At 69.0% G+C, this 22,977-nt stretch carries 24 protein-coding genes and 1 pseudogene; 18 read left to right on the top strand and 7 right to left on the bottom strand.

Features of this window, described 5'->3' with window-relative positions:
- Window position 1: 1 nt before the first annotated feature.
- Both E0L93_RS05465 and trkA read right to left on the bottom strand, forming a co-directional pair.
- Window positions 2-1,447, bottom strand: a complete 1,446-nt coding sequence (locus E0L93_RS05465) for a TrkH family potassium uptake protein (protein WP_132689590.1) — start codon at window positions 1,445-1,447, stop codon at window positions 2-4.
- Complete coding sequence (trkA, locus tag E0L93_RS05460) at window positions 1,437-2,771, bottom strand: Trk system potassium transporter TrkA (protein WP_132689587.1); 1,335 nt, start codon at window positions 2,769-2,771, stop codon at window positions 1,437-1,439. Before trkA ends, E0L93_RS05465 begins: the two co-directional genes overlap by 11 nt.
- 104 nt (window positions 2,772-2,875) lie before the next feature.
- Here trkA and E0L93_RS05455 point away from each other — a divergent pair, with 104 nt between their 5' ends.
- The 4 genes from E0L93_RS05455 (at window position 2,876) to E0L93_RS05440 (ending at window position 7,894) form a co-directional block, all read left to right on the top strand.
- Entirely contained in the window at window positions 2,876-4,144 is a 1,269-nt protein-coding gene (locus tag E0L93_RS05455) for a magnesium transporter (protein ID WP_132689585.1), read from the top strand.
- A 6-nt stretch (window positions 4,145-4,150) separates the two neighbouring features.
- Window positions 4,151-5,362, top strand: coding sequence for a potassium channel family protein (locus E0L93_RS05450; RefSeq protein ID WP_132689583.1), 1,212 nt, complete (start codon window positions 4,151-4,153; stop codon window positions 5,360-5,362).
- A gap of 250 nt (window positions 5,363-5,612) precedes the next feature.
- Window positions 5,613-7,241, top strand: coding sequence for a hypothetical protein (locus E0L93_RS05445; protein WP_132689580.1), 1,629 nt, complete (start codon window positions 5,613-5,615; stop codon window positions 7,239-7,241).
- The gene (locus E0L93_RS05440; protein WP_132689578.1) at window positions 7,238-7,894 is read left to right on the top strand and encodes a DedA family protein; all 657 of its coding nucleotides are present in this window, start codon (window positions 7,238-7,240) and stop codon (window positions 7,892-7,894) included. The genes E0L93_RS05445 and E0L93_RS05440 overlap by 4 nt, the downstream gene beginning before the upstream one ends.
- Window positions 7,895-7,902: 8 nt before the next feature.
- Here E0L93_RS05440 and E0L93_RS05435 read toward each other — a convergent pair whose 3' ends face one another.
- Together E0L93_RS05435 and E0L93_RS05430 are read right to left on the bottom strand one after the other, a co-directional pair.
- Complete coding sequence (locus tag E0L93_RS05435) at window positions 7,903-10,584, bottom strand: AMP-binding protein (RefSeq protein ID WP_207890344.1); 2,682 nt, start codon at window positions 10,582-10,584, stop codon at window positions 7,903-7,905.
- 97 nt (window positions 10,585-10,681) lie between these two features.
- The gene (locus tag E0L93_RS05430) at window positions 10,682-11,992 is read right to left on the bottom strand and encodes a replication-associated recombination protein A (protein ID WP_132689576.1); all 1,311 of its coding nucleotides are present in this window, start codon (window positions 11,990-11,992) and stop codon (window positions 10,682-10,684) included.
- Between the two features lie 90 nt (window positions 11,993-12,082).
- Here E0L93_RS05430 and E0L93_RS05425 point away from each other — a divergent pair, with 90 nt between their 5' ends.
- Complete coding sequence (locus E0L93_RS05425; protein ID WP_132689573.1) at window positions 12,083-12,556, top strand: response regulator; 474 nt, start codon at window positions 12,083-12,085, stop codon at window positions 12,554-12,556.
- Window positions 12,553-12,741 carry a response regulator transcription factor gene (locus E0L93_RS05420; protein ID WP_132689570.1) on the top strand — a complete coding sequence of 63 codons (189 nt, stop codon included), beginning with the start codon at window positions 12,553-12,555 and terminating at the stop codon, window positions 12,739-12,741. Before E0L93_RS05425 ends, E0L93_RS05420 begins: the two co-directional genes overlap by 4 nt.
- Here the strand turns inward: E0L93_RS05420 and E0L93_RS05415 are convergent.
- Complete coding sequence (locus E0L93_RS05415; RefSeq protein WP_132689567.1) at window positions 12,738-12,965, bottom strand: hypothetical protein; 228 nt, start codon at window positions 12,963-12,965, stop codon at window positions 12,738-12,740. The two genes, E0L93_RS05420 and E0L93_RS05415, sit on opposite strands and share 4 nt — an antisense overlap.
- Before the next feature lie 83 nt (window positions 12,966-13,048).
- Between E0L93_RS05415 and E0L93_RS05410 the strand changes: the two genes are divergently transcribed.
- From E0L93_RS05410 to E0L93_RS05400, 3 genes are read left to right on the top strand one after another with little or no spacing between them, the layout of a single operon-like run.
- Window positions 13,049-13,393 carry a metallopeptidase family protein gene (locus E0L93_RS05410; protein ID WP_132689564.1) on the top strand — a complete coding sequence of 115 codons (345 nt, stop codon included), beginning with the start codon at window positions 13,049-13,051 and terminating at the stop codon, window positions 13,391-13,393.
- Complete coding sequence (locus tag E0L93_RS05405) at window positions 13,390-13,827, top strand: SRPBCC family protein (RefSeq protein WP_165874180.1); 438 nt, start codon at window positions 13,390-13,392, stop codon at window positions 13,825-13,827. Before E0L93_RS05410 ends, E0L93_RS05405 begins: the two co-directional genes overlap by 4 nt.
- Window positions 13,828-13,837: 10 nt before the next feature.
- Complete coding sequence (locus E0L93_RS05400) at window positions 13,838-14,032, top strand: twin-arginine translocase TatA/TatE family subunit (protein ID WP_132689559.1); 195 nt, start codon at window positions 13,838-13,840, stop codon at window positions 14,030-14,032.
- Window positions 14,033-14,049: 17 nt separating this feature from the next.
- Here the strand turns inward: E0L93_RS05400 and E0L93_RS05395 are convergent, their stop codons facing one another.
- On the bottom strand, window positions 14,050-14,922 hold the full coding sequence (locus E0L93_RS05395; protein WP_132689557.1) for a hypothetical protein: 873 nt from the start codon (window positions 14,920-14,922) through the stop codon (window positions 14,050-14,052).
- A 46-nt stretch (window positions 14,923-14,968) separates the two neighbouring features.
- On the opposite strand from E0L93_RS05395, the gene E0L93_RS05390 reads away from it, so the two are divergent.
- On the top strand, window positions 14,969-17,824 hold the full coding sequence (locus E0L93_RS05390) for an FAD-binding and (Fe-S)-binding domain-containing protein (RefSeq protein WP_132689554.1): 2,856 nt from the start codon (window positions 14,969-14,971) through the stop codon (window positions 17,822-17,824).
- Here E0L93_RS05390 and E0L93_RS05385 read toward each other — a convergent pair.
- Window positions 17,821-18,333, bottom strand: coding sequence for a peroxiredoxin family protein (locus tag E0L93_RS05385; RefSeq protein WP_132689551.1), 513 nt, complete (start codon window positions 18,331-18,333; stop codon window positions 17,821-17,823). The genes E0L93_RS05390 and E0L93_RS05385 overlap by 4 nt on opposite strands.
- Window positions 18,334-18,422: 89 nt before the next feature.
- Here E0L93_RS05385 and E0L93_RS05380 point away from each other — a divergent pair, with 89 nt between their 5' ends.
- From E0L93_RS05380 to E0L93_RS05345, 8 genes and pseudogenes are all read left to right on the top strand, one after another.
- On the top strand, window positions 18,423-19,988 hold the full coding sequence (locus E0L93_RS05380; RefSeq protein WP_132689548.1) for a glycosyltransferase family 4 protein: 1,566 nt from the start codon (window positions 18,423-18,425) through the stop codon (window positions 19,986-19,988).
- Between the two features lie 233 nt (window positions 19,989-20,221).
- Window positions 20,222-20,707, top strand: a complete 486-nt coding sequence (locus E0L93_RS05375) for a Na+/H+ antiporter subunit E (RefSeq protein WP_165874179.1) — start codon at window positions 20,222-20,224, stop codon at window positions 20,705-20,707.
- Window positions 20,704-20,967 carry an MrpF/PhaF family protein gene (locus tag E0L93_RS05370; RefSeq protein ID WP_132689543.1) on the top strand — a complete coding sequence of 88 codons (264 nt, stop codon included), beginning with the start codon at window positions 20,704-20,706 and terminating at the stop codon, window positions 20,965-20,967. The genes E0L93_RS05375 and E0L93_RS05370 overlap by 4 nt, the downstream gene beginning before the upstream one ends.
- Window positions 20,964-21,272, top strand: coding sequence for a monovalent cation/H(+) antiporter subunit G (gene mnhG / locus E0L93_RS05365; protein WP_132689540.1), 309 nt, complete (start codon window positions 20,964-20,966; stop codon window positions 21,270-21,272). Before E0L93_RS05370 ends, mnhG begins: the two co-directional genes overlap by 4 nt.
- Window positions 21,269-21,550 (top strand): Na(+)/H(+) antiporter subunit B, encoded by a 282-nt coding sequence (locus tag E0L93_RS05360; protein WP_132689538.1) that lies wholly within the window; start codon window positions 21,269-21,271, stop codon window positions 21,548-21,550. The genes mnhG and E0L93_RS05360 overlap by 4 nt, the downstream gene beginning before the upstream one ends.
- Window positions 21,537-22,226, top strand: coding sequence for a hydrogen gas-evolving membrane-bound hydrogenase subunit E (gene mbhE / locus E0L93_RS05355; protein WP_132689535.1), 690 nt, complete (start codon window positions 21,537-21,539; stop codon window positions 22,224-22,226). Before E0L93_RS05360 ends, mbhE begins: the two co-directional genes overlap by 14 nt.
- Entirely contained in the window at window positions 22,223-22,531 is a 309-nt protein-coding gene (locus E0L93_RS05350; RefSeq protein WP_132689533.1) for a cation:proton antiporter subunit C, read from the top strand. Before mbhE ends, E0L93_RS05350 begins: the two co-directional genes overlap by 4 nt.
- Window positions 22,528-22,977: pseudogene (locus tag E0L93_RS05345) on the top strand (oxidoreductase); the annotation flags it as partial. The gene E0L93_RS05350 and the pseudogene E0L93_RS05345, both read left to right, overlap by 4 nt.

Raw genomic sequence — 22,977 nt, 5'->3', positions numbered from 1 at the left:
GCTAGTTGCGCCAGAAGACGGGGGTAAGGATCACCAGCACCGTGAACAACTCCAGACGCCCCAGCAGCATGAAGAACGTGAGCAGCAGCTTCGCCGGAGCCGAGAGCGCCGCGTAGAACTCCGCATCTCCCACCGGGCCGAGCGCAGTCCCCGTGATATTGAGGGAGCCGTAGACCGATCCGAAGGCGGCGGAGAGCTCGATCCCCTCCAGGGTCATGAGCAGCGTCCCGGTGACGAGGGTCGCGATGTACACGAAGAAGAAGCCCAGAAACGCCACCCGGAAGCGCTCCGGGACGGTGCGGTCCCCGAGTTTCATCGGGGTCACGGCCTGCGGATGCACCATGCGCAGCATGTCCTGCGCGGCGTTGCGTACCAGAAAGACCGCCCGCACGACCTTGATGCCGCCGCTCGTAGAGCCTGCGCACCCCCCGATCCCCATAAAGAGCATCAGAAGCCCCTGCGAGAGCGGGTCCCAAGCGTTCCAGTCGGCGGTAGTGAAGGCCGTGCCCGTAAGCAGGCTCGCGCTCTGAAACAGCGCCTCCCGGAAAGACTGCGAGATCGAGTCCCGGTAATCGAAGGCGAAGAGCGCGGCGGTCACGATGAGCGTGCCTGCGAGCATTATTCCCAGGTACGCCCGGTACTCGTGGTTGAGGATCGCCCGCCCGAAGCGGCCCTGCGCCACCTGAAAGTAGAGGGCGAAGTTCGTCCCGGAGAGCACCATGCCGGCCACGATGGCCAGTTCCACGGCCCAGGAGTCGAAGGCGGCTATCGAATCCGAGCGGGTGGAGAAGCCGCCGGTGGCCACGGTCGTCAGCGCGTGGTTCACCGCGTCAAAGAGGCTCATCCCGGCCAGAGAGAGCGCCACAACCCCGCCGGCCGTAAGACCCAGGTAGATGTAGGCCAGCACCTTGGCCGTGTCGCGGATGCGGGGCGTGAGGCGCTCCGGAACCGGGCTGGTGTGCTCCGCCGTGTAGAGCTGCGTGGCCCCGAAACCCACCAGCGGGGCGACGGCCACGAAGAGCACCACGATCCCGATGCCGCCGAACCACTGCGTCAGGCTGCGCCAGAAGAGGATCGAAGGGGCCGTCTCCTCCGGCACGGCCACCGTGGAGGCCCCGGTCGTGGTAAAGCCCGCCATCGCCTCGAAGAAGGCGTCTACCGGATGCATGAACCCGGAGAGCGCGTAGGGCAGCGAGCCGGCCGCGCCCACCCCGATCCATCCCAGGGACACGATCAGGAACACGTCCCGGATCGAGACGTAGGGCCGTGTCTGGCGGGTGGCGAAGAAGCCCAGCATCCCGGCCGCCCCGCCCGCCAGTGCGGGCAGCAGGAAGTAGAAGAGGTAGCCGTCTCGGACGGCCGCCGAGTAGGCTGCGGGCACCAGCATGGCGAGCCCGGTTGCGGCCAGGAGGGCACAGAGAGCGTTGGCTACGACCTTAGGGTGCAAAGAGCCGCTCTACCTCATCCACAGCAGACTCAACGGTAAAGACGACCACGCCGTCCCCGGGCCTGAGCCGGTCGCTACCGGTGGGGATCAAGATCTCTTCCCCGCGCCGGATCGCACCCACGATCGCCCCCTTAGGAAACTTCACCTCGGCCAGCGAACCGCGGGAGACCTTCGCCCCCTCGGGGACCCGCAGCTCTATCATCTGGGCTCCGCTCTCCAGCAGGGTGACGGCCACCACCTCGCCCTCGCGCACAAAGCGCAGGATGGCTCCGGCGGCCAGCAGCCGCGGCGAGACGGTGATGTCCACCCCCAGCGCCTCGGCGAGCGGGGCGAACTCTCCCCGGCTGATCCCGGCCACGGTGAGCCGGGAGCCCAGCTGCCGGGCGTACATCGCGGCCAGCAGGTTGGCGCGGTCATCGGCGGTTACCGCGACGAAGGCGTCTACGTGATCCACCCGCTCCTGCAGGAGGAAGTCCCGGGAGATATCCTCCTCGTGGAAGACCAGCCCCTTGCGGAGCCGGGAGGCCACGTAGCGCGCCCGTTCGGGGTCCTTCTCGATAACCTTCACCGAGATGCCCACCTCCTCCAGCGCCAGCGCCAGCCGCAGCCCGATCCTGCCGCCGCCGTAGATCATGACCTCCCTTACCGGCTTCGTATCCGTCGCCACGGCCTCGACCACTTCGTGCACGCGCCGCCGCTCCCCGAGCAGGAAGACGTGGTCTCTCTCCTCCAGCACCGTGTCTCCCCGGGGGACCAGAGCCTCCCCCTTCCGGACCACCCCGACGATCAGGCTGCGCTCGGGCAGCCGCACCTCCCGCACGGCCTTCCCCACGGCCGGTGAGGAGGCAGCGAGGATCACCTCGGCGACCTCCACGCTCTCCCCGGCGAAGGTCTCCACGTTCACCGCGCCGGGGACGAGCAGGGCCTCCCGGATCTCCTCGGTCGCCATCTGTTCGGTGTGGATCACGAAGTCTATGCCCAGTACGTCCCGGGCGAAGGGCTCCTCCGGGTCGTAGTAGTCCGGGTTGTGGATGCGCGCCACGGTGCGGGGCACGCCCCGGGATCTGGCCGCCATGCAGGCGATGATGTTCGCCTCGTCGGAGTCGGTAGCCGCGATGAGCAGGTCGGATTTGCCCACCCCGGCCTCCTCCAGCACGCGCGGGCTGGCTCCGTTGCCGGGGATGACCAGAGCGTCCAGCTGCCCAGAAACCCGCTCGACCAGCGCCTCCTTCTGCTCGATCACGACCACGTCGTGCCCCTCCTCGGAGAGCATCCGGGCCGTGCTGAACCCCACCTCTCCGGCACCGACGATCACAACCCGCATCGCTCAGGTCTCCTCTCGTGCGAGTGGGCCATCCACATCCTTGCGACATTTTATCTCTCCCGCCACGCTTTACAGCGCGGGCGTCAGCGGCTATACAGGGCGGCGTGACCGCAGAGAAGCCCTCAGAGACAGATAAGAGACGCGGGAGGCCGCTCACCGCGCCGCGCCTTCTGGGCTACCTCACCCGGGAGCGGGAGTCGCTGCGCCAGGGGTTCGCCGCGCTCTTCATCTCCTCCACCGGCAACCTCATCGCCGGGATGCTCCTCGGTGCCATCACGGGCACGCTGGAGGAGCTTGCGGGGCTGATGGTGCTCATACCGGCGGCCATCGGGATGCGGGGCGCGATCTTCGGCGCGATGGGAAGCCGGTTCGGGACCGCTATCCACACCGGCCTCTTCCGGTTCGACCTGCGCCGGGGCGGCGTGTTGCGGGAGAATGTGGAGGTCGCCCTCATCCTCTCGCTGACGACCGGTGTCATCCTGGCCTTCCTCGCTCGCTACCTCTCGGACCTGCTCGGGGTAGCCACCGAGCTCTCGGTTCTGGATTACATCGTAATCTCCACCCTGGGCGGCCTGCTGGCCGGCGCAGTGGTAATGACGATAACCATCGTGGTGGCCGGCCTCAGCGTCCGGCGCGGCTGGGATCTGGACAACATCGCCGCCCCGATGGTGACGGCCTCGGGAGACATCGTCACACTCCCCTCCCTCTTCGCCGTCACCTTCCTCATCGGGGTGCCGTTCGTGCCGGAGATCGTGGCGGCCGTGCTGGCCGCTCTGGCCGCCGCGGCGTTCTACCGGGGCCTCCGCCGCAGCGCCCCCGGGGTGCGGCGGATCGTGAACGAGAGCCTCCCGGTGCTCACCCTCTCCGGGACCGTGCTCGTCCTGGCGGGTATGACGCTGGAGAGCCGGCTGGAGGCGTTCGTGACGCTCCCGGCGCTGCTCGTCCTGGTCCCGGCCTTCCTGCAGCAGGGCGGCGCTCTGGGCAGCATCCTCGCCAGCCGGCTCTCCTCCAAGCTGCACCTGGGCCTCCTGGAGCCCCGGCGCCTACCTCCCCTCGCGACCTTCCAGGACTTCAACCTGGTCTACATCTTCGCCGCCGGGGTCTTCGCCTTCGTCGGCAGCTTGACGCACGTCCTGGGCACCCTCACGGGGCTGGAGAGTCCGGGACTCACGACGATGATCGCCGTCAGCCTCTTCGGGGGCCTGATCGCCACGACCGCGGCGATAGTTGTGGCCTACTACTCCTCGGTCGGCACCTACCGCTTCGGCCTGGACCCGGACAACCACAGCATCCCGATCATCACGGCCACCATGGACCTCGTCGGCGTCCTCAGCCTTATAATCTCCCTGATGGCATTCGGACTGGCAGGTTAGCAGGAGATGTTTGCACGCGAGCCCCAACACCCCAGAAACTTGAAGGACATGCTGGCCGAGGCCAAGAACACCTCGGAGCTGATGGTGGACCTGGCCTACGCGGCGCTCTTCTACGACTCGGAGGACTTCTCAGAGGAGGTCTTCCGGCTGGAGGAGCGCCTGAATGCTCTGGTCTTCGACATGCAGACCCTGGCGGTGCTCGCCGCCCGCAGTCCCCAGGACGCCGAGCAGATGGCGGGGGTGCTGCAGGTCGTGCACGATATCGAGAAGATCGGCAACGCAGCCTACGACATAGCCAAGATCGTGGTGAAGCGCCTGGGCATACCGCCCGAGCTGCACGAGGACCTCTCGGCCGCCGAAGAGGCGACCTCCCGGGTGAGGATCGCAGCCGGCAGCAGGATGGACGGCAGCCGGCTCGCCGACCTGGATCTCCCGCTGGAGAGCGGGATGCGGCCCCTCGCCATCCGCTCGGATATCGAGTGGACCTTCGATCCCGAGCCGGACGAGATCCTGCGCGCGGGTGATGTTCTCTTCCTGCAGGGCCCCCCGGAGGGCGTGGACGAGGTGCGCGAGCTGGCCGGAGCCGAGCCCCTGCACCGCAAGCCCGCCGCAGAGAAGCCGCCCGGCCAGCTCTCGGAGCTGGATCGGGCCGTAGACATCCTGGTGGAGATGAAGAATATCTCCGAGGTCGCCGTGGGGCTCGCCTACTCGGCCCTCCTCTACTACGATGCCGGGATCGCCCGGGAAGTCGTTGCCATAGAGGACATGATGGACCAGATGCGCCACCGGCTGGAGCACTGGGTGCTGCTCGCCGCCCGGGACATAGAAGACCCTCCGAGCCTGCGCGGGCTGCTGCATCTGGCCACCGCCTCCGAAACCATCGCAGACTGCGCCCAGGAGATGGTCTGGATCGTGGAGAAGGGCGAGGAGGTGCACCCGGTCCTCTCGGCGGCCGTCGGCGAGTCGGACGAGGTGGTGCTCAAGCTCACCGTGTCCCCGGACTCCACGGCGGACGGCGCCACGCTCGAGGCCCTCCAACTGGAGACGGAGGCGGGGATGTACGTCCTCGCCGTCAACCGCGGCGGCCGCTGGACCTACCGCCCGCGCCACACCTACAGACTGCGCGCCGGGGACGCCCTGCTCGCGACCGGCGCCCCCGAGGGCCTGCAGACGGTCTTCGAGCTCTTCGGTCAGACCCCGGAGGAGCGGGAGGAGTAGCCCGCTGCCGGGAGCGCCCACCAGAGCACCCACGCTCATCCCTGCGGCCCTGCTGCTGGTTGCGCTCCTCCTGGCGCTGGGGGCGGGCTCCGGTCCCCGGCTCGACCGGGCGGCGGCAGAGCGCGCAGCCTACACAGAGCCCGAGACGGCAGAGCTGCTGGAGAACCCCACGGTCGAGACCTCCGCCCTCTACCGGGCGGACTCCGGCACCTGGCGCGTCGTGCTCACCGAGACGGTCTCGGGAGCAGCGGTGGCGGCCCTGACGGTAGAGGACTCCACGGGTAAGGCGACGCGGATCGAGGTCTACCCGGCGGCCCGCAGCATAGAGTATCCGCGAACCCCGCCGGCGGAAGCGATCCGGCTGGCCTCCGCCAGCCCCAAGGTGCGGGCCGAGCTGGAGCGGCGGGGCTCCTACGCAGCCGCAGCGGACTATGACCCGGCCGGAGACGAGTGGACGGTCAGCTTCTACTCCGGTCCGGACCGGGAGGAGGAGATCGCCCGCGTCGGCATAAGCGACGCGGGCGGGCGGCTGGAGTACGCCTGGACCGGGGAGCAGATAGCCTGGCAGATGGCACGCGGCGAAGAAGGGGCTTACGGCAAGGAGGCGAACCACCCGCTCGTCTGGGGCGCGCTGGCCCTGCTCTTCGCACTGGCGTTCGCCCGCACCGACCGCGTGCTCTCCCTGCGCAACCTGGACGTGCTGGCGCTCCTGGGGTTTCTTATCTCGCACCACTTCTTCCGCGCCGGGGAGCCGTTCTGGGCGGTCGCGCTCCTCTACCCCCCTCTCGTCTACCTCTTCGCGCGGACGCTGCTCGCGGGATTCGGCGTCGGGGAGCGCGTGGAGCGCACGAGCAACCTCCCCGCCCCGGCGCTCTTCGCGCTCGGGGCCCTGGCGAGCGGTTTTATCATCGCGCTGAACATCCACTCCCGCGTGATAGACGTGGGGTACGCCGGGGCCGCCGGGGCGGACCGCATCCTGAGCGGTACCCTGCCGTACGGGAACATGCCGGAGGAGATCTCCACCGGCGACACCTACGGACCGCTGAACTACCTGATCTACGTCCCCGCCAACCTCCTCTTCGGCTTCTCCGGCGAGTGGGACTACCTGCCCGCCGCCCACGCCGTCACCGTAGCGGCCTTCGTGATCGCGGCGCTGGCGCTCATGGCCGCGGGCCGGCGGCTGGCGGGGGCTCCTGGAGCCGCGGCGCTCTTCTTTGCCTGGGCGGTCTTCCCGCACACCGTCTACGCGACCAACAACAACACCAACGACGTGCTGCTGGCGGCGTTCGGTGCTCTGGGGCTGGCGGCGTTCGCCTCGCCGGTTGCGCGCGGAGCTACGGTCGCGGCCGGGTTCGCAATCAAGCTCGCCCCGCTCGTGCTCGCCCCGCTCTGGCTCGCCCAGAACGGGCTGCGGCCGGGACCCGTACTGAAGTTCCTGCTCGGAGGTCTGGCCGTGTTCGCGGGCTCGTTCTGGGTGCTGGCGCTGGACGGCAGCTTCCTGGAGGGACTGCGCCTCTTCTACGAGCGCACCTTCGCCTACCAGACCGGCCGCGAGACCCCCTGGTCCATCTACGGGCAGATCCCGGAGACGCGGGTCCTGCAGCGGCCCGCGATGGCGCTCGTGGCGTTCGTGGCCCTGCTCACGTTCTTCCTGCCGCGCGAGCGCACCGTCCGGCGGCTGGCCGCGCTCTCCGCGGCGCTCCTGATCGGGGTGCAGCTCACGCTCAACTACTGGTTCTACCCCTACCTGGTTTGGTTCGCGCCGTTCGCCTTCGTCGCGCTCCTGCTCGCCACCGACCGCAAGACCCCGCTCGACGGCCCGTCCGAGCCCTCGGGGAGCCCGCTGCGACGCGTTTCCGGGAAAGCGCCCGGGCGATGACCCCGACCGCCCTCCCCTCGCTTCCGGACTCGCCCCAGGAGCTGCTCCGGTTCCTCACGGAGCTGATGCTGAACTACAAGTACCTGATCGTCTTCCTCGGGGCTGCGCTGGATTTCTTCCTGCCCAATTCCGGAGATCTGGCCATGCTCTCCGGCGGCCTGTTCTCCCACACCCCGCACGTAGACCTGGGGCTCGTGATACTGGCCGGGGCTCTGGGCGCGATCGTCTCGGACAACACCATGTACTGGACGGGCCGCCTGGGCGGCCGCAGGTTCGTACTCCGGATGCTCCACAAGCGGCTCCCGAGACGCTGGCGGGCTCCCGCCCGCTTCAAGTGGATCGAACGCCGCGTCAGGACCCACGGGGGGAAGATGATCCTCACGGGCCGCCTGATCCCCGGCTTCCGGGGCAGCCTCCCCCTCTGCGCCGGGGTGATGCGGATAAGCTACCGGCGCTTCCTGGCCTTCGACCTGCTGGCAATCTCAATCTGGGCCACGCTGCTGAGCACGATAGGCTACCTCTTCGGGCAGTACTGGGACACCATCCTGACCGTCCTGCGCTCGGCCGGCCCTGCGGTTCTGGCGCTGGCCTTGCTGCTCGCGCTGGGCTACGCGGCTGTGCGCCGCAGGAGGAACCGCCGGCAGGTAAAGTAATCTGCCCGCTACCGGCGGCCCAGCTCGGCCACGCGCTCGCGCAGGGCGCTCGTGATGCGATCCTGGGGCCGGTCCCCTTCCCCCTGCCGCTCGAGCTCGTCCGGCTCCAACGGCTCGCCAAAGACCACGGTTACCGGGTGCGGCCGCGGCAGAATCTGCCCCTGCGGCATCGCCTCGCGTGTGCCGCGGATGAAGACCGGCACCACCGGCACCCGGAAGTGCTCCAGCAGCATCCCGACCCCGGGCTTGAACGGCTGCAGCTCCCCGGTCGGCGAGCGCCGCCCCTCTGGGAACCAGACCAGGTTCTTCCCCCGCTCCAGCACGGCCGCGGAGAACGCCAGGCTGGAGGTGCCGGCGCGGTGGGGATCTACGGGCACCACCTGAGCGAGCCGGCTGATGAAGCGATTGACCGGGTTGCCGAAGGCCGCGCCGACCCAGCCGCCCCAGTACGTCCGGCGTAGATGCCGGTGGTCGAGCGCCGCAGCGACCGCGAAGGCGTCCAGGTAGCTGACGTGATTGGGCGCGATGATAAACGGCCCCTCCTCCGGCAGCCGCTCGCGGCCTTCCACCCTGAGCGCAAACGGTCCCCGCGCCACCGCCCGGTTGAGGGCGAACATTCCCCGCGCCAGAGCGGCCTCTACCGGGCTTAGCGGCCGGAGCAGGCGCTTCTGCCGGCCGTCGAGCACCTGTTCGGGGTTCTTCAGCGGCGAGGCTATGTCCCGGGTCTCGCCGGCTTCGGCTACCTCCCGCAGCAGGTCGCGCACGGTCTCCACGCGCTCTATTGCCTCCTCTTCCAGCTCCACGCCGGTGCGCTGCCCGATCTCCATCGTCAGGTTCACCCACTCCAGCGAGTCTATGCCCAGGTCCAGGTGCAGGTGCGTCTCCGGCTCCAGGCGCCGGTCGGGGTAGCGGTCGGCGAGCCAGTTCCACACCTGGCGCGCCGCCGGGTTCTCCAGCAGCTCGCGATCCTCTCGGGACATCTCCTCTACCGGGACCGGTGCCTCCCCGGCCTCCTCTCCCCATTTCGCTTGCTCGTAGCGTTCCTCCAGGATATGCCGGCGCAGCTTGCCGAGCTGCGTGTACTCCAGCGGCCGGCCGGTGATGGCGTAGTCCGAGATCCGCTGGTAGGCCGGCAGGTGCCGCGACCGCTCGGCGACCGCCTCGCGGATTACCTCCTCCACCTCGCCGCGCCGCCGGACCTCGCGCATCTCAGGCACGATCAGGGCTGCGAGCCGGCCGCCGTCCTCCAGCACCCCGATCTCGCGGATGTACGGGCTCTCCAGGTAGACCTCTTCGACTTCCTCGGGCTGGACGTTCTTGCCGCCCTCGGTGACGATCAGGGTCGAGGCCCGGCCCGTGATGTACAGGAAACCGTCCTCGTCGAAGTAGCCGAGATCCCCGGTACGGAACCAGCCGTCTTCGGTGAAGACCTCCCCGGTCTCCTCCGGCATGTTGCGGTAGCCCTCAAAGACGCCGGGACCGCGGGCCAGGATCTCGCCCTCCCTGTGCGGCCCGGCAGCCCGGGCCTCCTCCCCCTCCCGGCCGGGCACGGCCGAGGGGTCCAGCCGCACCTCGGTGCCCGGCACGGGCCTCCCGGCGCTCTCAAGCTTCAGGGTGCCGGGGGGGTTGAGCGTCAGGAGCGGCGAGGTCTCGGTGAGGCCGTAGCCGATGCCCACCTGCCAGCCCAGCCCCTCCAGCTTCCAGCCCACGTCGGGGTCGAGCGCCGCACCGCCGGAGGCCAGGACGCGCAGCTTCGGCCCGAACCGCCGGTGCAGCGGGCGCATCAGCAGCCGGCCGGGGTTCAGCCCCGTCCGGCGGCGCAGACCGGCACTGAGGCCGACACCGGCCCTGAACGCACCGGCCGCGAGCGGGTTGCCGGACCTCAGCCGGTCCTCTATCCCGGAGTACAGCGCGCTGTAGAGCCGCGGGACGCCGATGACCACGGAGACCTCGCCCTCGCGCATGGCCCGCACGAGCTGCGGACCCGTAAGCGCGTAGGGCATGACTATGGTCAGGCCGAGCGCCAGCGGCGTGAGCATCCCCACCACGAAGGGGTAGACGTGATGCAGCGGCAGCGGGAGCAGCACCCGGTCTTCCTCGGTTACTAAGTCCGCGTCCCTCAGGGTGTTGAGCTGGTAGGCGAGGTTGCCGTGGGAGAGCGGCACACCCTTCGCCCGGCCGGTGGTGCCGGAGGTGTAGAAGAGCGCCGCCGGATCGTCCGGCCCGAGCCCGGTCCGCTCCGGAGCCTCATCAGCCATCAGGCGCTGCCAGCTCCGCTCGTCGTCCGGCCCGGCATCGAGCAGGACGGGTTCGGGCGCTCTATCGAGCTTCAGGCGCCCGAGGCGTCCGGCCTGTTCGGCCGTGGTGAAGATCGTGCCGGCCTCGCTGTCGTTCAGGGCGTAAGAGAGGTCCTCATCCTCCAGATTCACGTCCAGGGGCACGATTACGGCCCCGGCCTCGATCACGGCCAGGCAAGATGCGATCCACTCCGGCCGGTTGTCCGCCAGCAGCGCTACGCGGTCGCCGCGGCCGACCCCGGTCTCCGCCAGCCCGCCGGCCAGCCGCCGTGCGCGGCCGGCCAGCTCAGCGTAGGTCCAGAACTCCGCATCTTCTTTCTGCAACGCCGCGATCGCCGGCCGGTCGCTGGCCAGATCCCCGACAAGGGATTTCAGTGTGAGCAGTTCGCCCATGGCATCATCATTGCTCCCGTTAGCGGCCGGAAGGAGGGGACTCCACTTGTCCTCCTAACATACCACGCAGACGGCCGCGGCAAACACCCCGGAGACGTCAGCCGCCGGACTCCCCGGAGGAGGCTTCGCGCTCCTGACGCTCCCGCCGCCAGCGAGATATACGCTCCCGGATCTCCGCCTCCGCCCCGCTCTCCTTCGGATCGTAGTAGATGCGGCCGGCGAGCTCCTCCGGCAGGTACCGCTGGTCCATCCCCTCCACCCCGCCGGCGTGCAGGTACTCGTAGCCCTCCCCATACCCCTCGCGCTTCATCAGGCCGGTGGGAGCGTTGCGCAGGTGCAGCGGCACCGGCGGCAGCTTCTCTTTGCGCACGTCTTCGAGCGCCCGGTCGATCCCGGCGTAGGCCGCGTTGGACTTGGGGGAGGCGGCCAGGTAAGTCGCCGCCTGAGCGAGCGGTATCCTGCCCTCCGGCAGCCCGACGAGCTGCACCGCCTGCGCCGCGGCCACCGCGAGCGGCAGCCCGCGCGGGTCGGCGTTTCCTACGTCTTCTGCGGCCAGGATCACGAGCCTCCGCGCGATGAAGACCGGGTCCTCCCCGGCCTCCAGCATCCGGGCCAGGTAGTGCAGCGCGGCGTCCGGGTCTCCTCCGCGCACGCTCTTGATGAACGCGCTGACGACGTCATAGCGCTCCTCCCGACCGTAGGCGAGCGCCTTCCCCCCGACGGCCCGCTCGATATCCTCCACCCCCACGGTCCCGCTCCCGCTCAGCCGCGCGGCCGCCTCTAGCGCGTTCAGCGCCCTGCGCCCGTCGCCCCCGGCGAAGCGCAGCAGATACTCCCGGGCACCTCCGGCGAGCCGCACCCCGAGCTCCCCGCAGCCCCGGCGTACCAGCTCGTCCACCTCGGCCTCCGAGAGTGGCTCCAGCCGCAGCACCCGGCACCGGGAGAGCAGCGGCGCGGTGACCTCGAACGAAGGGTTCTCGGTGGTCGCCCCGATGAAGTCCACCAGCCCCTCCTCGACCGCCGGCAGCAAGGCGTCCTGCTGAGCCTTGTTGAAGCGGTGTACCTCGTCCACGAAGACGACCGTGCCCCGCCCCTCGAACTTCAGCCGCTCCCGGGCGGCCTCAAGAGCGGCCCGCAGCTCCCTCACCCCGCCGGTCACGGCGCTCAGGGGCGCGAACTCCAGACCGCTCCCGGCGGCGACCAGCCGCGCCAGCGTCGTCTTACCGGACCCCGGCGGGCCCCAGAGGATGATCGCCCCCACCCGGCCGGAGCGCATCGCGCTCCTCAGCGGGCCGATCAGGTGCCGCTGTCCCACCACCTCGTCCAGAGCCCGGGGCCGCAACCGCTCCGCCAGCGGCCGGCGGCGGGAGAGGAGCTCTTCTTTAGCCCCGCTGAAGAGATCGTCCATGAAGCCAAGTATAGCGCGAGGACCGGACATCCCGGATAATGGAGATGATATATCTGACGGATAAGATAGATTAGAGGGGGGAGCTGGCGGATGAACGACCGGCGGATAGGCGTATACATAGTGGAGGGCATTCCGCTCGTGGCGCTGGGGCTGGAGACCCTGATAGGAAACTCTCCGGAGACGGTTCTGGTCGGCTCCTCTTCGCCCGCCGGGTTCGACCCCTCCGGGGTTCGGGAGCGTCCGGACGTTCTCATGGTGGATGCTGTGGAGGTAGACCCGGCGGGGATCACGGCCGCGGTGCGCGAGAGGTGGGAGGGCAGTACGGCGGTCCTGGCCCTCACGCCGGCGGAGCTGCCGGGCTTCGATCTCCGGCCGTGGCTGCGGTCCGGGGCGAGCGGCGGGGTCTGCAAGGCCAGTCCGCTCTCTCACATCCTGCAGGCGGTGCGGGCGGTGGCCCGGGGGAGACCTACAACCACACGCGCGTCGTCCGGGACCGGCGGGATCGCCGCCGGCGGGCGCCGCTGGGGAGCCTCACGGAGCGGGAGAAGAAGGTTCTCTCCATGATCGCGCAGGGGATGACCTCGCGCGAGGCGGCGGAGGCGATGAACCTGAGCAACCGGACCATCGAGACCCACGTGCGCACGATCTTCCTCAAGCTGAACGTGAACAACCGGGCGCACGCCGTGAGCCGGGCCATAGAGGAGGGGATAATCAGGCCGCCGGGGGCGGCGGGCAACGGATCTGTTTAGCGGGCGTCGTACTCCCGGCGCTGGCGGTCCATCCGGCGCGCGGCCTCCAGCACGTCCGAGGGGTGCAGGCTCTTCAGCGCTCCCGTCTCAAGGACCTGCTCCACGGAGTGCTCCGGTATCCTGAGCCACTCCGCGGCGTGCTCTACCGGCAGCGGCCGGTTTGTAACCCGGTGCCACAGCCAGACCGCCCAGCGTCCCGCTACCGTGCGGACCATCCAGCTCACTCTTCAGCTACCTCCTTCCCCGGGATTATATCCTCCCCTCCGGCGGCGGACCGGCGCGAGAGAGCATCTAGTACAATGAAGTTGTGAGAGATCGCGAGCGGAGCTTCGACGAGCTCGTCGAGCGGGCGCTGGAAGGGCTGCCACCGGAGATCGCGGAGCTTCTGGACAACGTGGCCATCGTCATAGAGGACCGGCACGAAGAGGACCCCTCGCTCTACGGGCTGTACGAGGGCGTCCCGCTCACCGAGCGCGACACGCACTACTACGGGGCGCTACCGGACAGGATCACTATCTTCCAGGAGCCGCTGGAGCGAGACTTCCACACCGACGCGGAGCTGGAGCGGCAGGTGCGGATAACCGTGGTGCACGAGATAGCCCACCACTTCGGCTTCGACGAGGATCGGATAGAAGAGCTGGGGTGGGCGTGAGCGGGAAGGGCAGCGTCGAGATCACGCAGAAGATCCAGGCCCCCGCCGAGAGCGTGGCCGCCTACATCTCGGACTTCCGCAACGCCAAGGAGTGGATGGTCGGCGTGCACGGCGTGGAGCGGCTCTCGGAGGACGAATACCGGCTCCTGCTGGAGACCCCGGCCGGGAACCTGGAGCCGCACGTGCGGGTGGTGGAGCACTCGGACGGGCGCATATGCTGGATCTACACCTCGCTCATCGAGGGCGGCGGGTGGGTGGAGGTGCGGCCTCTGGAGGACGGTGGCTCTCTGGTCTCCTACCGCGGCGAGTTCCGGCTAAAGAGCAGGGTCCTGGACCGGGCGGCCCGGCTTGTGGGGCTGGAGCGCTTCGCGCGCCTGAACGGGGAGAGATCGCTCACCCGCCTGAGATATATAATGGAGGCCCGGCGCTACTGATCCGGAGCAGATGTTGGGACTGGGACCGTTTGAGCTGCTAATACTCCTCTTCGTCGTCTTCCTGATCCTCGGTCCCCGGCGCATCTCGGCGCTGGCAGGCTCGCTCAAGCGCGGAGTGCGGGACTTCGCGGCGGAGTTCGAGAAGCGCGGCGACCGATCTCGGCTGGAAGACGGCGAGGGGGAAGACCCGGACCGCGGGGCATGAGGACGCTCCGGGCGGCCCTAGAGCCCGAGCGCTACCCGGCCGCGGGCGTCCACGTGCGCGTTGGGGCGCTCCGGCAGCTCCTCCGGCGGCAGCGTCTCCCCGGCCCCGGCCAGATACACCCGCGGCTCCCCCACCTCCGGCTCCGGGTTCACCGCGTACCGCTGCCAGGCGATCTCCCTCCAGACGAAGGTCAGGAAGACCAGCCGCTCTCCCCCCTCCTCGAGCTCCACGTAGAGGTCCGGCTCGCCGAACGCCTTGGAGATGGAGGTCACCGCCCGCACGCACTCGCTCTCGTTGAAGAGCCCTATACCGGCCCGCAGCCGGTTGGAGGGCTCGGCCAGCCGCCGCCGCAGGCGGTACTCCTCCCGCAGCTTCTCCTGCAGGCCGTCTATCACCCGGCGGAGCCGGTCTATCTCCGCCTCCCGGTCCTCTAGGTCCCGGGAGAGGCCGTCCACCCGCCGCAGAGCGTCCTCCAGAGCCGCCTCTTTGCGCTCCAGTTGCTCCCCGGACTCGGCGGAGAGCTCCTCGATCTCCCGCTCCCGGCGCCGCAGGAGCTCGTCCCTCCGGGAGAGGTCGCTCCGGAGGTGCCCGATCTCCCGCTCCAGACGCGAGATCCGGCGTCCGCGCTGTTCGCTCTGCCGCCGGGCCTCGCGCTCCCGGCCCTCCAGCTCCCGGAGCTCCCCCCGCAGCCGCTCCCGATCCGCCTCCAGCTTCGCGATGCGCCCTCCGGCCACACCCAGTCTCGCTTCGGCCTCGCCCAGCCGGGCACGAGCCAACGAAACCTCCTCGTAGAGCTCCCGGATGTGCCGGTCTTTCAGCTCCAGTTGCAGCCGCAGGTCTCCTCCGGCCTCTCTGCTGTTGTCGCTCCGTCCGGAGATGAGGGAACACACCTCCCGTTCGAGAGACTACAAGACGCGGTGGATTATAATTCGTTTCATGCAGCTACAGAATGAGAGCCGGGCTCTGGCCGAGAGCCTGAGCCGGGAGGTGCGGGGCGAGGTCCGGGCGGATCTCATGTCCCGCGTGGAGTACGCGACCGACGCGAGCATCTACAAGATCCTGCCGCTCGCCGTCCTGATCGCCGGGAGCGCCGAGGATTCCGCGGCCGCCGTGGAGGCTGCCCGCGAGCACAGCTCGTCCGTCACGCCGCGCGGCGCGGGGACCAGCCTCGCCGGGCAGGCGGTAGGTCCGGGGCTTCAGCTCGATCTCTCCCGGCTCGACCGCATTCTGGAACTGGATACCGGGAGCAGGCTGGCCCGCGTCGAGCCGGGAGTCGTGCAGGCCGAGCTCAACGCCGCGCTGGAGGAACACGGACTCCTCTTCGGGCCCGACACGGCGACCGCCAACCGCGCGACGCTGGGCGGCATGATCGGGAACAACTCCGCCGGGATGCGGTCCCTGCTCTACGGGAAGACCGCAGACCACGTCCACGAGGTGAGATGCACCCTCTCAGACGGGTCGAAGGCGACCTTCGGCCCCCTCTCCCCGGAGGAAGCCCGGCGCAAGGCTACCGGGAGGACGCTAGAGGCCGCGATATACCGCAAGGTCCTGGAGGTCCTGGAGCGCGAGCGGGAAGAGATAGAGGCCCGCTTCCCGAAGCTCCACCGCCGCGTCTCCGGCTACGACCTGCCCGGAGTCGTCGCCGGGAACGGGCAGATCAACCTCGCCAGGCTCATCGTGGGCTCCGAGGGGACCCTCGCGCTCGTCGACGACGCCGTGATCAGCCTAGACGAGCTGCCCGAGGCGCGCGGGCTCGTGGTGCTGCACTTCGACACGCTGGAAGCGGTCGCCGAGGCGATAGTCCCGGTGCTGAAGCTGGAGCCCTCGGCGGCCGAGCTGCTGGACCGGATGCTGCTGCAGCGCACCTCCCGCTTCCCCGCCTACCGGAAGCTGATGAGCTTCGTGCACGGGATGCCGGAGGCGCTGCTGATGGTGGAGTTCAGCGGGCCGCAGCAAGAGGTGCGCGCGAAGCTGGAGGATCTGGCGCGCCACGCCGAACGCTACGGCGGCCGCGACCCGGTGCTCCTGCGCACGCCCGCGGAGCAGCAGCGGGCGTGGGATCTGCGCAAGGCCGGCCTCCCGCTGCTCATGAGCGAGCCCGGCGACGCCCAGCCGGTGGCCTTCGTGGAGGACGCGGCGGTCGCGCCGGAGCGGCTGCCCGACTTCATCCGCGAGTTCACCCGGATAGTGGAGCGGGCCGGCACCACCGCGAGCTACTACGGTCACGCCGGAGCGGGCTGCCTGCACACGCGGCCCGTTATCAACCTGAAGACCGGCGCGGGCGTCGAGATGATGCGCCGGATCGCAGAGGAGGTGGCGGAGACGCTGGTGGAGTTCGGCGGCTCCGTCTCCGGCGAACACGGGGACGGGCTGGCACGCAGCCAGTTTCTGGAAAAGATGTTCGGACCGAGGATCACGCAGGCGTTCGCGGAGATCAAAGCCGCCTTCGATCCTCACAACGTGATGAACCCGGGCAAGATAGTCTCGCCCGAACCGATGCACGAGAACCTCCGCTACGGCCCGGACTACCGGACGCTGCGTCTCGAAACCCATCTGGACTTCAGCGATCAGGGCGGCTTCGCCCGCGCCGTGGAGCTCTGCAACGGCTCCGGAGTCTGCCGCAAACGTATCGCGGGCACCATGTGTCCCTCGTACATGGTCACCGCGCGCGAGGAGGACACCACACGCGCCCGCGCCAACGCCCTGCGTTCGGTGCTGGACGGCACGCTGCCGCCCGCCGAGCTCACCGGAGAACGCCTCTACGAGGTGATGGACCTCTGCATCGGCTGCAAGGCATGCAAGACCGAGTGCCCTTCAGCGGTGGACGTGGCGAAGATGAAGACCGAGTTCCTGGCGCACTACCGGGAGAAGAACGGCTACCCCTTAAGGAGCCGCTTCTTCGGCCACGTGCGCCGGCTGTACGAGCTCGGCGAAAGGTTCACGCCGCTGATGAACCTGGCCGGCAGGCTACCGCTCTCAGGCCGCCTGGCGGCGTGGATCGGCATAACGCCGCACCGCCGGCTGCCCGCGCTGGCGCACCGCTCGCTGAGCGCCCGGCTGCGGGAGCGGCGTCCCCGCACCGGCGGCGCGCCGGTCGTCCTGTTCGACGACACCTTCACGGAGTACCTGTACCCCTGGATCGGGGAGTCCGCCATAGACGTGCTGGAAGCCGCCGGAGCGCAGGTCCTGGTGCCGAAGGTCGCCTGCTGCGGGCGGCCGATGCTCTCCCAGGGGATGGTGGACGCCGCCCGCCGGTCCGCAAGGAAGAACGTGGACGTGCTCCACCCGCTCGTCCGGCGCGGCTACCCGCTCGTGGGGCTGGAGCCGAGCTGCATCCTGACCATCAAGGACGACTACCCCTCGCTCCTGCCGGACGACGAACGCGTCCCAGAGCTGGTTGAGGCCTGCAGGCTCTTCGAAGAGACCGTTCTGGAACTGGACGCCCCGGAGTTTGACCCCGGAAACCCGGTCCTCCTGCACGGCCACTGTCACCAGAAGTCCCTGGTCGGCGTGGAACCGACGGTGCGGGCGCTCTCGCTGGTACCGGAGACCGAGGTGAGCGTGGTGGACTCGGGCTGCTGCGGGATGGCCGGGGCCTTCGGCTACGAGAAAGAGCACTACGAGGTCTCGATGCAGATGGCCGAGCGACGGCTGCTGCCGGCCGTGCGGGAGGCCGGCACGCATACCCTGATCGTCGCGCCGGGCACCTCCTGCCGGCAGCAGATCTCGGACGGCTCGACCCGCCGGGCGATCCACCCGGCCGAGTACCTGGCACTGCACCTCAGGAGCTAGCCCCCTCCCCCCTCTTCTTCCGCCCCGCTCCCGCCCGGGAGGCCCGTGATCTCGCTCACCCGGCTCAGGATCTCCTCCGGGGCCGGGCGTCCGTCCACCCAGGCGTGCGCCACCCTGCGGTCCGGCCCAACGATAAACACCGCCGGCCGCGCGAAGGCCCCATGCTCCCGGTCCCTCGCCAGCAGGCCGTACTCCTCCGCGACCGCCTCACCGCCGTAGAGCACGTAGGACTTGATCCCGCTCGCCCGAACGAACTCCCGGGCGTCCTGCGGCTCCATCACTCCGACACCCGCAATGGTGGCCCCGGCGTGGTTGATCTCGGCCTCCCTCTCCGCCAGCGCCCTAAAGTACTCCACGTCCTCCCCGGACCAGCACCCCCTGAAGAACACCACGACGACCGGACCGCGCGGGGTCCGGACGGAGAGACGGAACTGCCCGCCCTGCGCGCTCGGGAGGTGTATCTCCGGCGCCTCCGAACCGGGACGGGGAACGGACGCCGCTTTCGCCATACTTCCTCCTGCTCCGCGAACGCCTGAAAACCGAATCTAATACTACAGACTGCTAGACCATCCATCCCGCTCTGCTATCCTTCCCGGTTATGGAGCTGCTCATAACCCACGGCTACATGCTCACCGGTACCGGGAGCAACGTCTACGTCCAGAACCTCTGCCGGGCCCTGGTCCGGGCCGGGCACGAGGTGCACCTGCTCTGCCAGGAACCCCACCCCACACGCTTCGACTTCGTGAACCGTGCCCTCCGGGCGGACTCCTCCGGAGTCGAGCTCCTGGCCGAACAGCGCACGCCCTACCCCGGCCGCTGCAGCGTCTACCGGCCGCAGATCGGGGATCTTCTCCCCGTCTACGTCTACGACGAGTACCCGGGCTGGCGGGTCAAGACCTTCCTGGACCTGACGGAAGAGGAGTTCGAAGAGTACCTGACGCACAACGCCGCCGCCCTCCGGAGCGTGCTGGAGCTCTCCGGAGCAGAGGCCGGGGTGACGAATCACTCCGTCCCGGGCCCGCTCATCGCCCGCCGCGCCCTGAAGCCGGCCGGCATCCCCTATATCAGCATCGTGCACGGAAGCTGCCTCCAGTACGTGGCCCGCAGGAGCGCGCGGTACATGCGGGCGGCCCGCGAAGGCCTGGAGGGCGCCGCAAAGATCGTCGCCCTCTCCGAACACAGCGCCGGAACCGTAGCCGAAGACTTCCCGGACCTCGCCCCGAGAACCATCCCGCTCCCCGGAGGCGTGGATACCACCCTCTTCTCCCCTGCGAACCTAGACCTCTCGATCACGTCCAGACTCTCCGGCGGGCCGGGACGGGGTCCGGAGCAGCGGGAGGCCATCTCCCGGCTCGCCCGCGAAACCCCGGGAGACCCGGCAGCTCTGGCTACCCGGCTGCGGGAGATCTCCGGCTCCTACGACGCCCGGAGACATGATCAAGACGCCGGAGACCGCCTCGAGCGCCTGCTCTCCGGAGAAGAGCCACTCATCGTCTACGTCGGCAAGCTCATCCACTCCAAGGGAGTCCACTCCCTGCTGGCGGCCTTCCGCCGGGTGCACCGGCAGACCGGAGGAAGACTCCTCATCGTCGGCTTCGGAACCTTCCGGGAGCCGCTGGAGCTCCTAAACCTCTCGCTCAAGTTCAGGAATGAACCCTTAACCGGGCTGCTGGCGGCCTCGGGCCGCCGCTTCGAGTCCGGAGAAGCGGATCCGCTGGAGCACTTCGATCCCGGACCCGAGCTCTACGCAACCCCCGGAGCCGCAGACGCCGTGGAGTTCGTGGGACCGCTCTATCACGAGGAGCTGAGCCGGCTGCTCCCCCGCGCAGATGCTGCCGTGGTTCCCTCCATCTTCCCCGAGACCTTCGGGCTGGTCGCAGCGGAGTTCGCCGCCAGCGGTGTGGTCCCGTTCGTGGCGGACCACTCGGGGCTCCGGGAGGCCGGCGAGATAATCGGGAAAGGACTGGACTTCGACCTCAGGGTGAGCCTCTCGGACGGCTTTCAGACCAATCTGGCCGGGGCTCTGGCCGACTATCTGGAGCGTCCGGTGGAGGAGCGTCGGGCGGCCGGCCGGCGGGTGCGGGAGAACTGCGTGAGGCATCTGAGTTGGGAAGCGCTCGCCGAGCGGCTGGTCGAACTGGCCGTCTCGGCCAGGCGGGCGTAAAAGGCGGCACATGCCACAGCTTGCTACACGGCCGGGGTAGATTATAATGAGGCGGCCGATTCATTTGCGGCGGAAGAGGTTTTTCGGGGGACGCACGGGGCCGGTTCCCGTTACGGGGGAAGAATTTGGCAAGCGCAGTCATCTCGGGGGAGCGAAGCTTTCCCTGAGTTTAAATTTGCCCTGAGAGGAGTTGGATTCTTGATCATTTCGACCGCGGGGAGTGGAGAGCGGATTTGAGGGCTGCGATCGTACGCGCGGGGCTGCTGGCGGCGCTGTGGTGGGTGTTGAGCGGGGGAGCGTGGAGCTCCTGGCTCTTCGGCATTCCGGCGATCGCGGCGGCGCTCTATCTCGGTTTCCGGCTCGGCTCCGGCGGGTGGCGCTGGACATTTGCCGGAGCAGTGCGTTTCCTGCCCTTCTTCCTGTGGCGGTCGCTCAGCGGCGGGATAGACGTGGCGTGGAGGAGCCTCAGCCCGAGCCTGCCGCTCGACCCGGACCTGATAGAGTACGAGTTCCGGCTGCCGGAGACCCCGGCCCGGGTATTCATGTCGAACGCGATCAGCCTCCTGCCAGGAACGCTGAGCGCCGAGTACGCGGACGAGAAAGTGCGGGTGCACACCCTTCTCAGGGGGCCCGGGGCCGTTCGGGAGCTGGAGCGTCTGGAAGAGCGGGTAGCCGGGCTCTTCGGGCTGGAGATGGCATCGAGGGGAGATCGGGCGTGAGCGGGCTCTACCTCGGGGTGGCGAGCTTCCTGCTTCTGACCATAGTGGTGGGCCTGATCAGGATCGTGCGCGGTCCCACGCCCGCCGACCGGATACTCGCCGCCCAGCTCTTCGGCACCACGGGCGTGGCCGCGCTGTTGCTCCTGGCTCAGGGTGTCTCCTCCCCTCCGCTGCGGGATGTGGCTCTCGTGCTGGCGCTGCTGGCGGCCTTCGCGGCGGCCGCGTTCGTCCGCCGGGCCTGGACCGGGGGGGAGGAATGACGGTCATTCTGAACGCTCTCTCGGCGGCCCTGATCCTCGCCGGGGCCTTCTTCTTCCTGGCGGGGACCGTCGGGCTGCTGCGCTTCCCGGATGTGTACACCCGGCTGCACGCCCTCACCAAGGCGGACAACCTGGGGCTGGGGCTGGTGGTGCTCGGGCTCCTGCTTCAGGTGGAGTCCCTGAGCGAAGGGGTAAAGCTGCTCGTGATCTGGGGTCTCGTACTGGCGGCCGGAGCCACGGCGGCGCATCTCGTGGCCCGGACCGCGCTGGAACACGACATCCGGCTCTGGAGGCGGCGGGAATGAGCGCGGAGTGGTTCGGCTGGATCTTCGACATCCTGCTGGCGCTCGCCTTACCGGTGCTGGCCTGGCGGGTGCTGATCACCCGGAATCTCTATCAGGCCGTCATCCTCTTTGTGGCCTTCGGGCTGCTGATGGCGCTGGCCTGGGTGCGGTTGGAGGCTCCGGACGTCGCTCTGGCGGAGGCCGCCATTGGGGCGGGGATCACCGGGGTGCTCTTTCTGGACGCCCTCGGCTATCTGCGCGACAGACGGCGGGGTGGTGAGGCGGATGAGCGAGGATAAGGCATGGGGCATCCGGGTGCGCCGGGGTCCGGTCCGGGCGCTGGTCGCGCTGGTCGGCATGCTGCTGGCTCTGGTGCTGGGCTGGTCGGTACTCACGCTGCCGGAGCAGCCCGTGGATCTCGCGCGGGAGTCTCGCGCGGCCCTGGACGAGAGCGGGGTCTCAAACCCGGTCACGGCGGTGCTGATGAACTTCCGCAGCTACGACACCTTCCTGGAGATAGGGGTGCTGCTCCTGGCCGTGATCTGCGTCTGGGCGCTGCGCCTGCCGCCTCCGCAGGAGTCCGCACCTCCCCGGCTCCTGATCGCGCTGGCCCGTCTCCTCTCCCCGATCATGGTGCTGGTCGCGGCCTACCTGCTGTGGGTGGGTTCCAGCGAGCCGGGCGGCGAGTTCCAGAGCGGAGCCGTGCTGGGGGCGCTGGGCGTTCTGCTGGTGCTGGTGGGAGCCGTGCGCTCGCTGAGCAACCACCGGGGCAAGCTGCTGGCCGGGCTCGTCGCGGGATACGGGGTCTTCCTGCTCGTGGGGGTGGCCGTGGCGTTCGCCACCGGCACCGTCTTCGAGTACCCGAGGGATCTGGCATACACCCTCATCATGACCATCGAGGTACCGGCGGCCATCTCCATCGGGCTGGCGCTCGCGGTTCTGTTCTTCGCCGCGCCGCCGGAGGTGGACGAGTGAACCAGATCGCCCTCTACTCCCTCTCCAGTGTTGCGATCTTCGTGGTGTGTCTCTATGCCGTGGTCGTGCAGGCGCACCTGATCCGCAAGATACTGGCCCTCAACATGATGGGCTCCGGGATCTTCTTGCTGCTGGTGGCTCTGGCGCTGCGGGGTGCCGGGGACGGTCCCGATCCCGTCCCCCACGCCATGGTTCTGACGGGCATCGTGGTCGCCGTGAGCGCCACGGCCTTCGCTCTGGCGCTGGCACGCCGGCTGTACATCGAGAGAGGCAGCCCCTACCTGCCGGAGGACGAGCGGGAGTGAACGGCCTCTTCTTCTTCTGGGTAGTCGCGCCCATCCTCATACCCCTCGCAGCCGTCCTCTTTAGCTGCCTCATGCTGCTCGCAAAAAGCTCCACCCCTCAGCGCTTCCTCGCCCTCGCAACCGCCCCCGCCACCCTCGCCGCTTCAATAGTGCTGGCCTATCAGGTGACCGGCCACGGCACCCTCGAATACCGGCTGGCCGGCTGGGACGCCCCTTTGGGTATCAACCTCAGGGCCGATGGCCTGAGCGCCTTCATGGTCCTGATGAGCTGCGTTGTGGGAGCGTTCGTCACCCTCTATGCCGTCCGGTACTACTTCGAGCGGCATGAGAGGGAGGGGCGCTACTTCTGGGTTCTGTGGATGTTTCTTTGGGCCTCCTTGAACTCTCTGTTTCTCTCCGGGGACATCTTCAACCTCTATGTCGCCCTGGAGATCATGGGGCTCTCC

The sequence above is a fragment of the Rubrobacter taiwanensis genome, assembly GCF_004337705.1.
Taxonomy (GTDB): Bacteria; Actinomycetota; Rubrobacteria; order Rubrobacterales; family Rubrobacteraceae; genus Rubrobacter_C; species Rubrobacter_C taiwanensis.
Note: the sequence above shows the minus strand (reverse complement) of the source record. Positions and strands in the feature narration are given on the sequence as shown.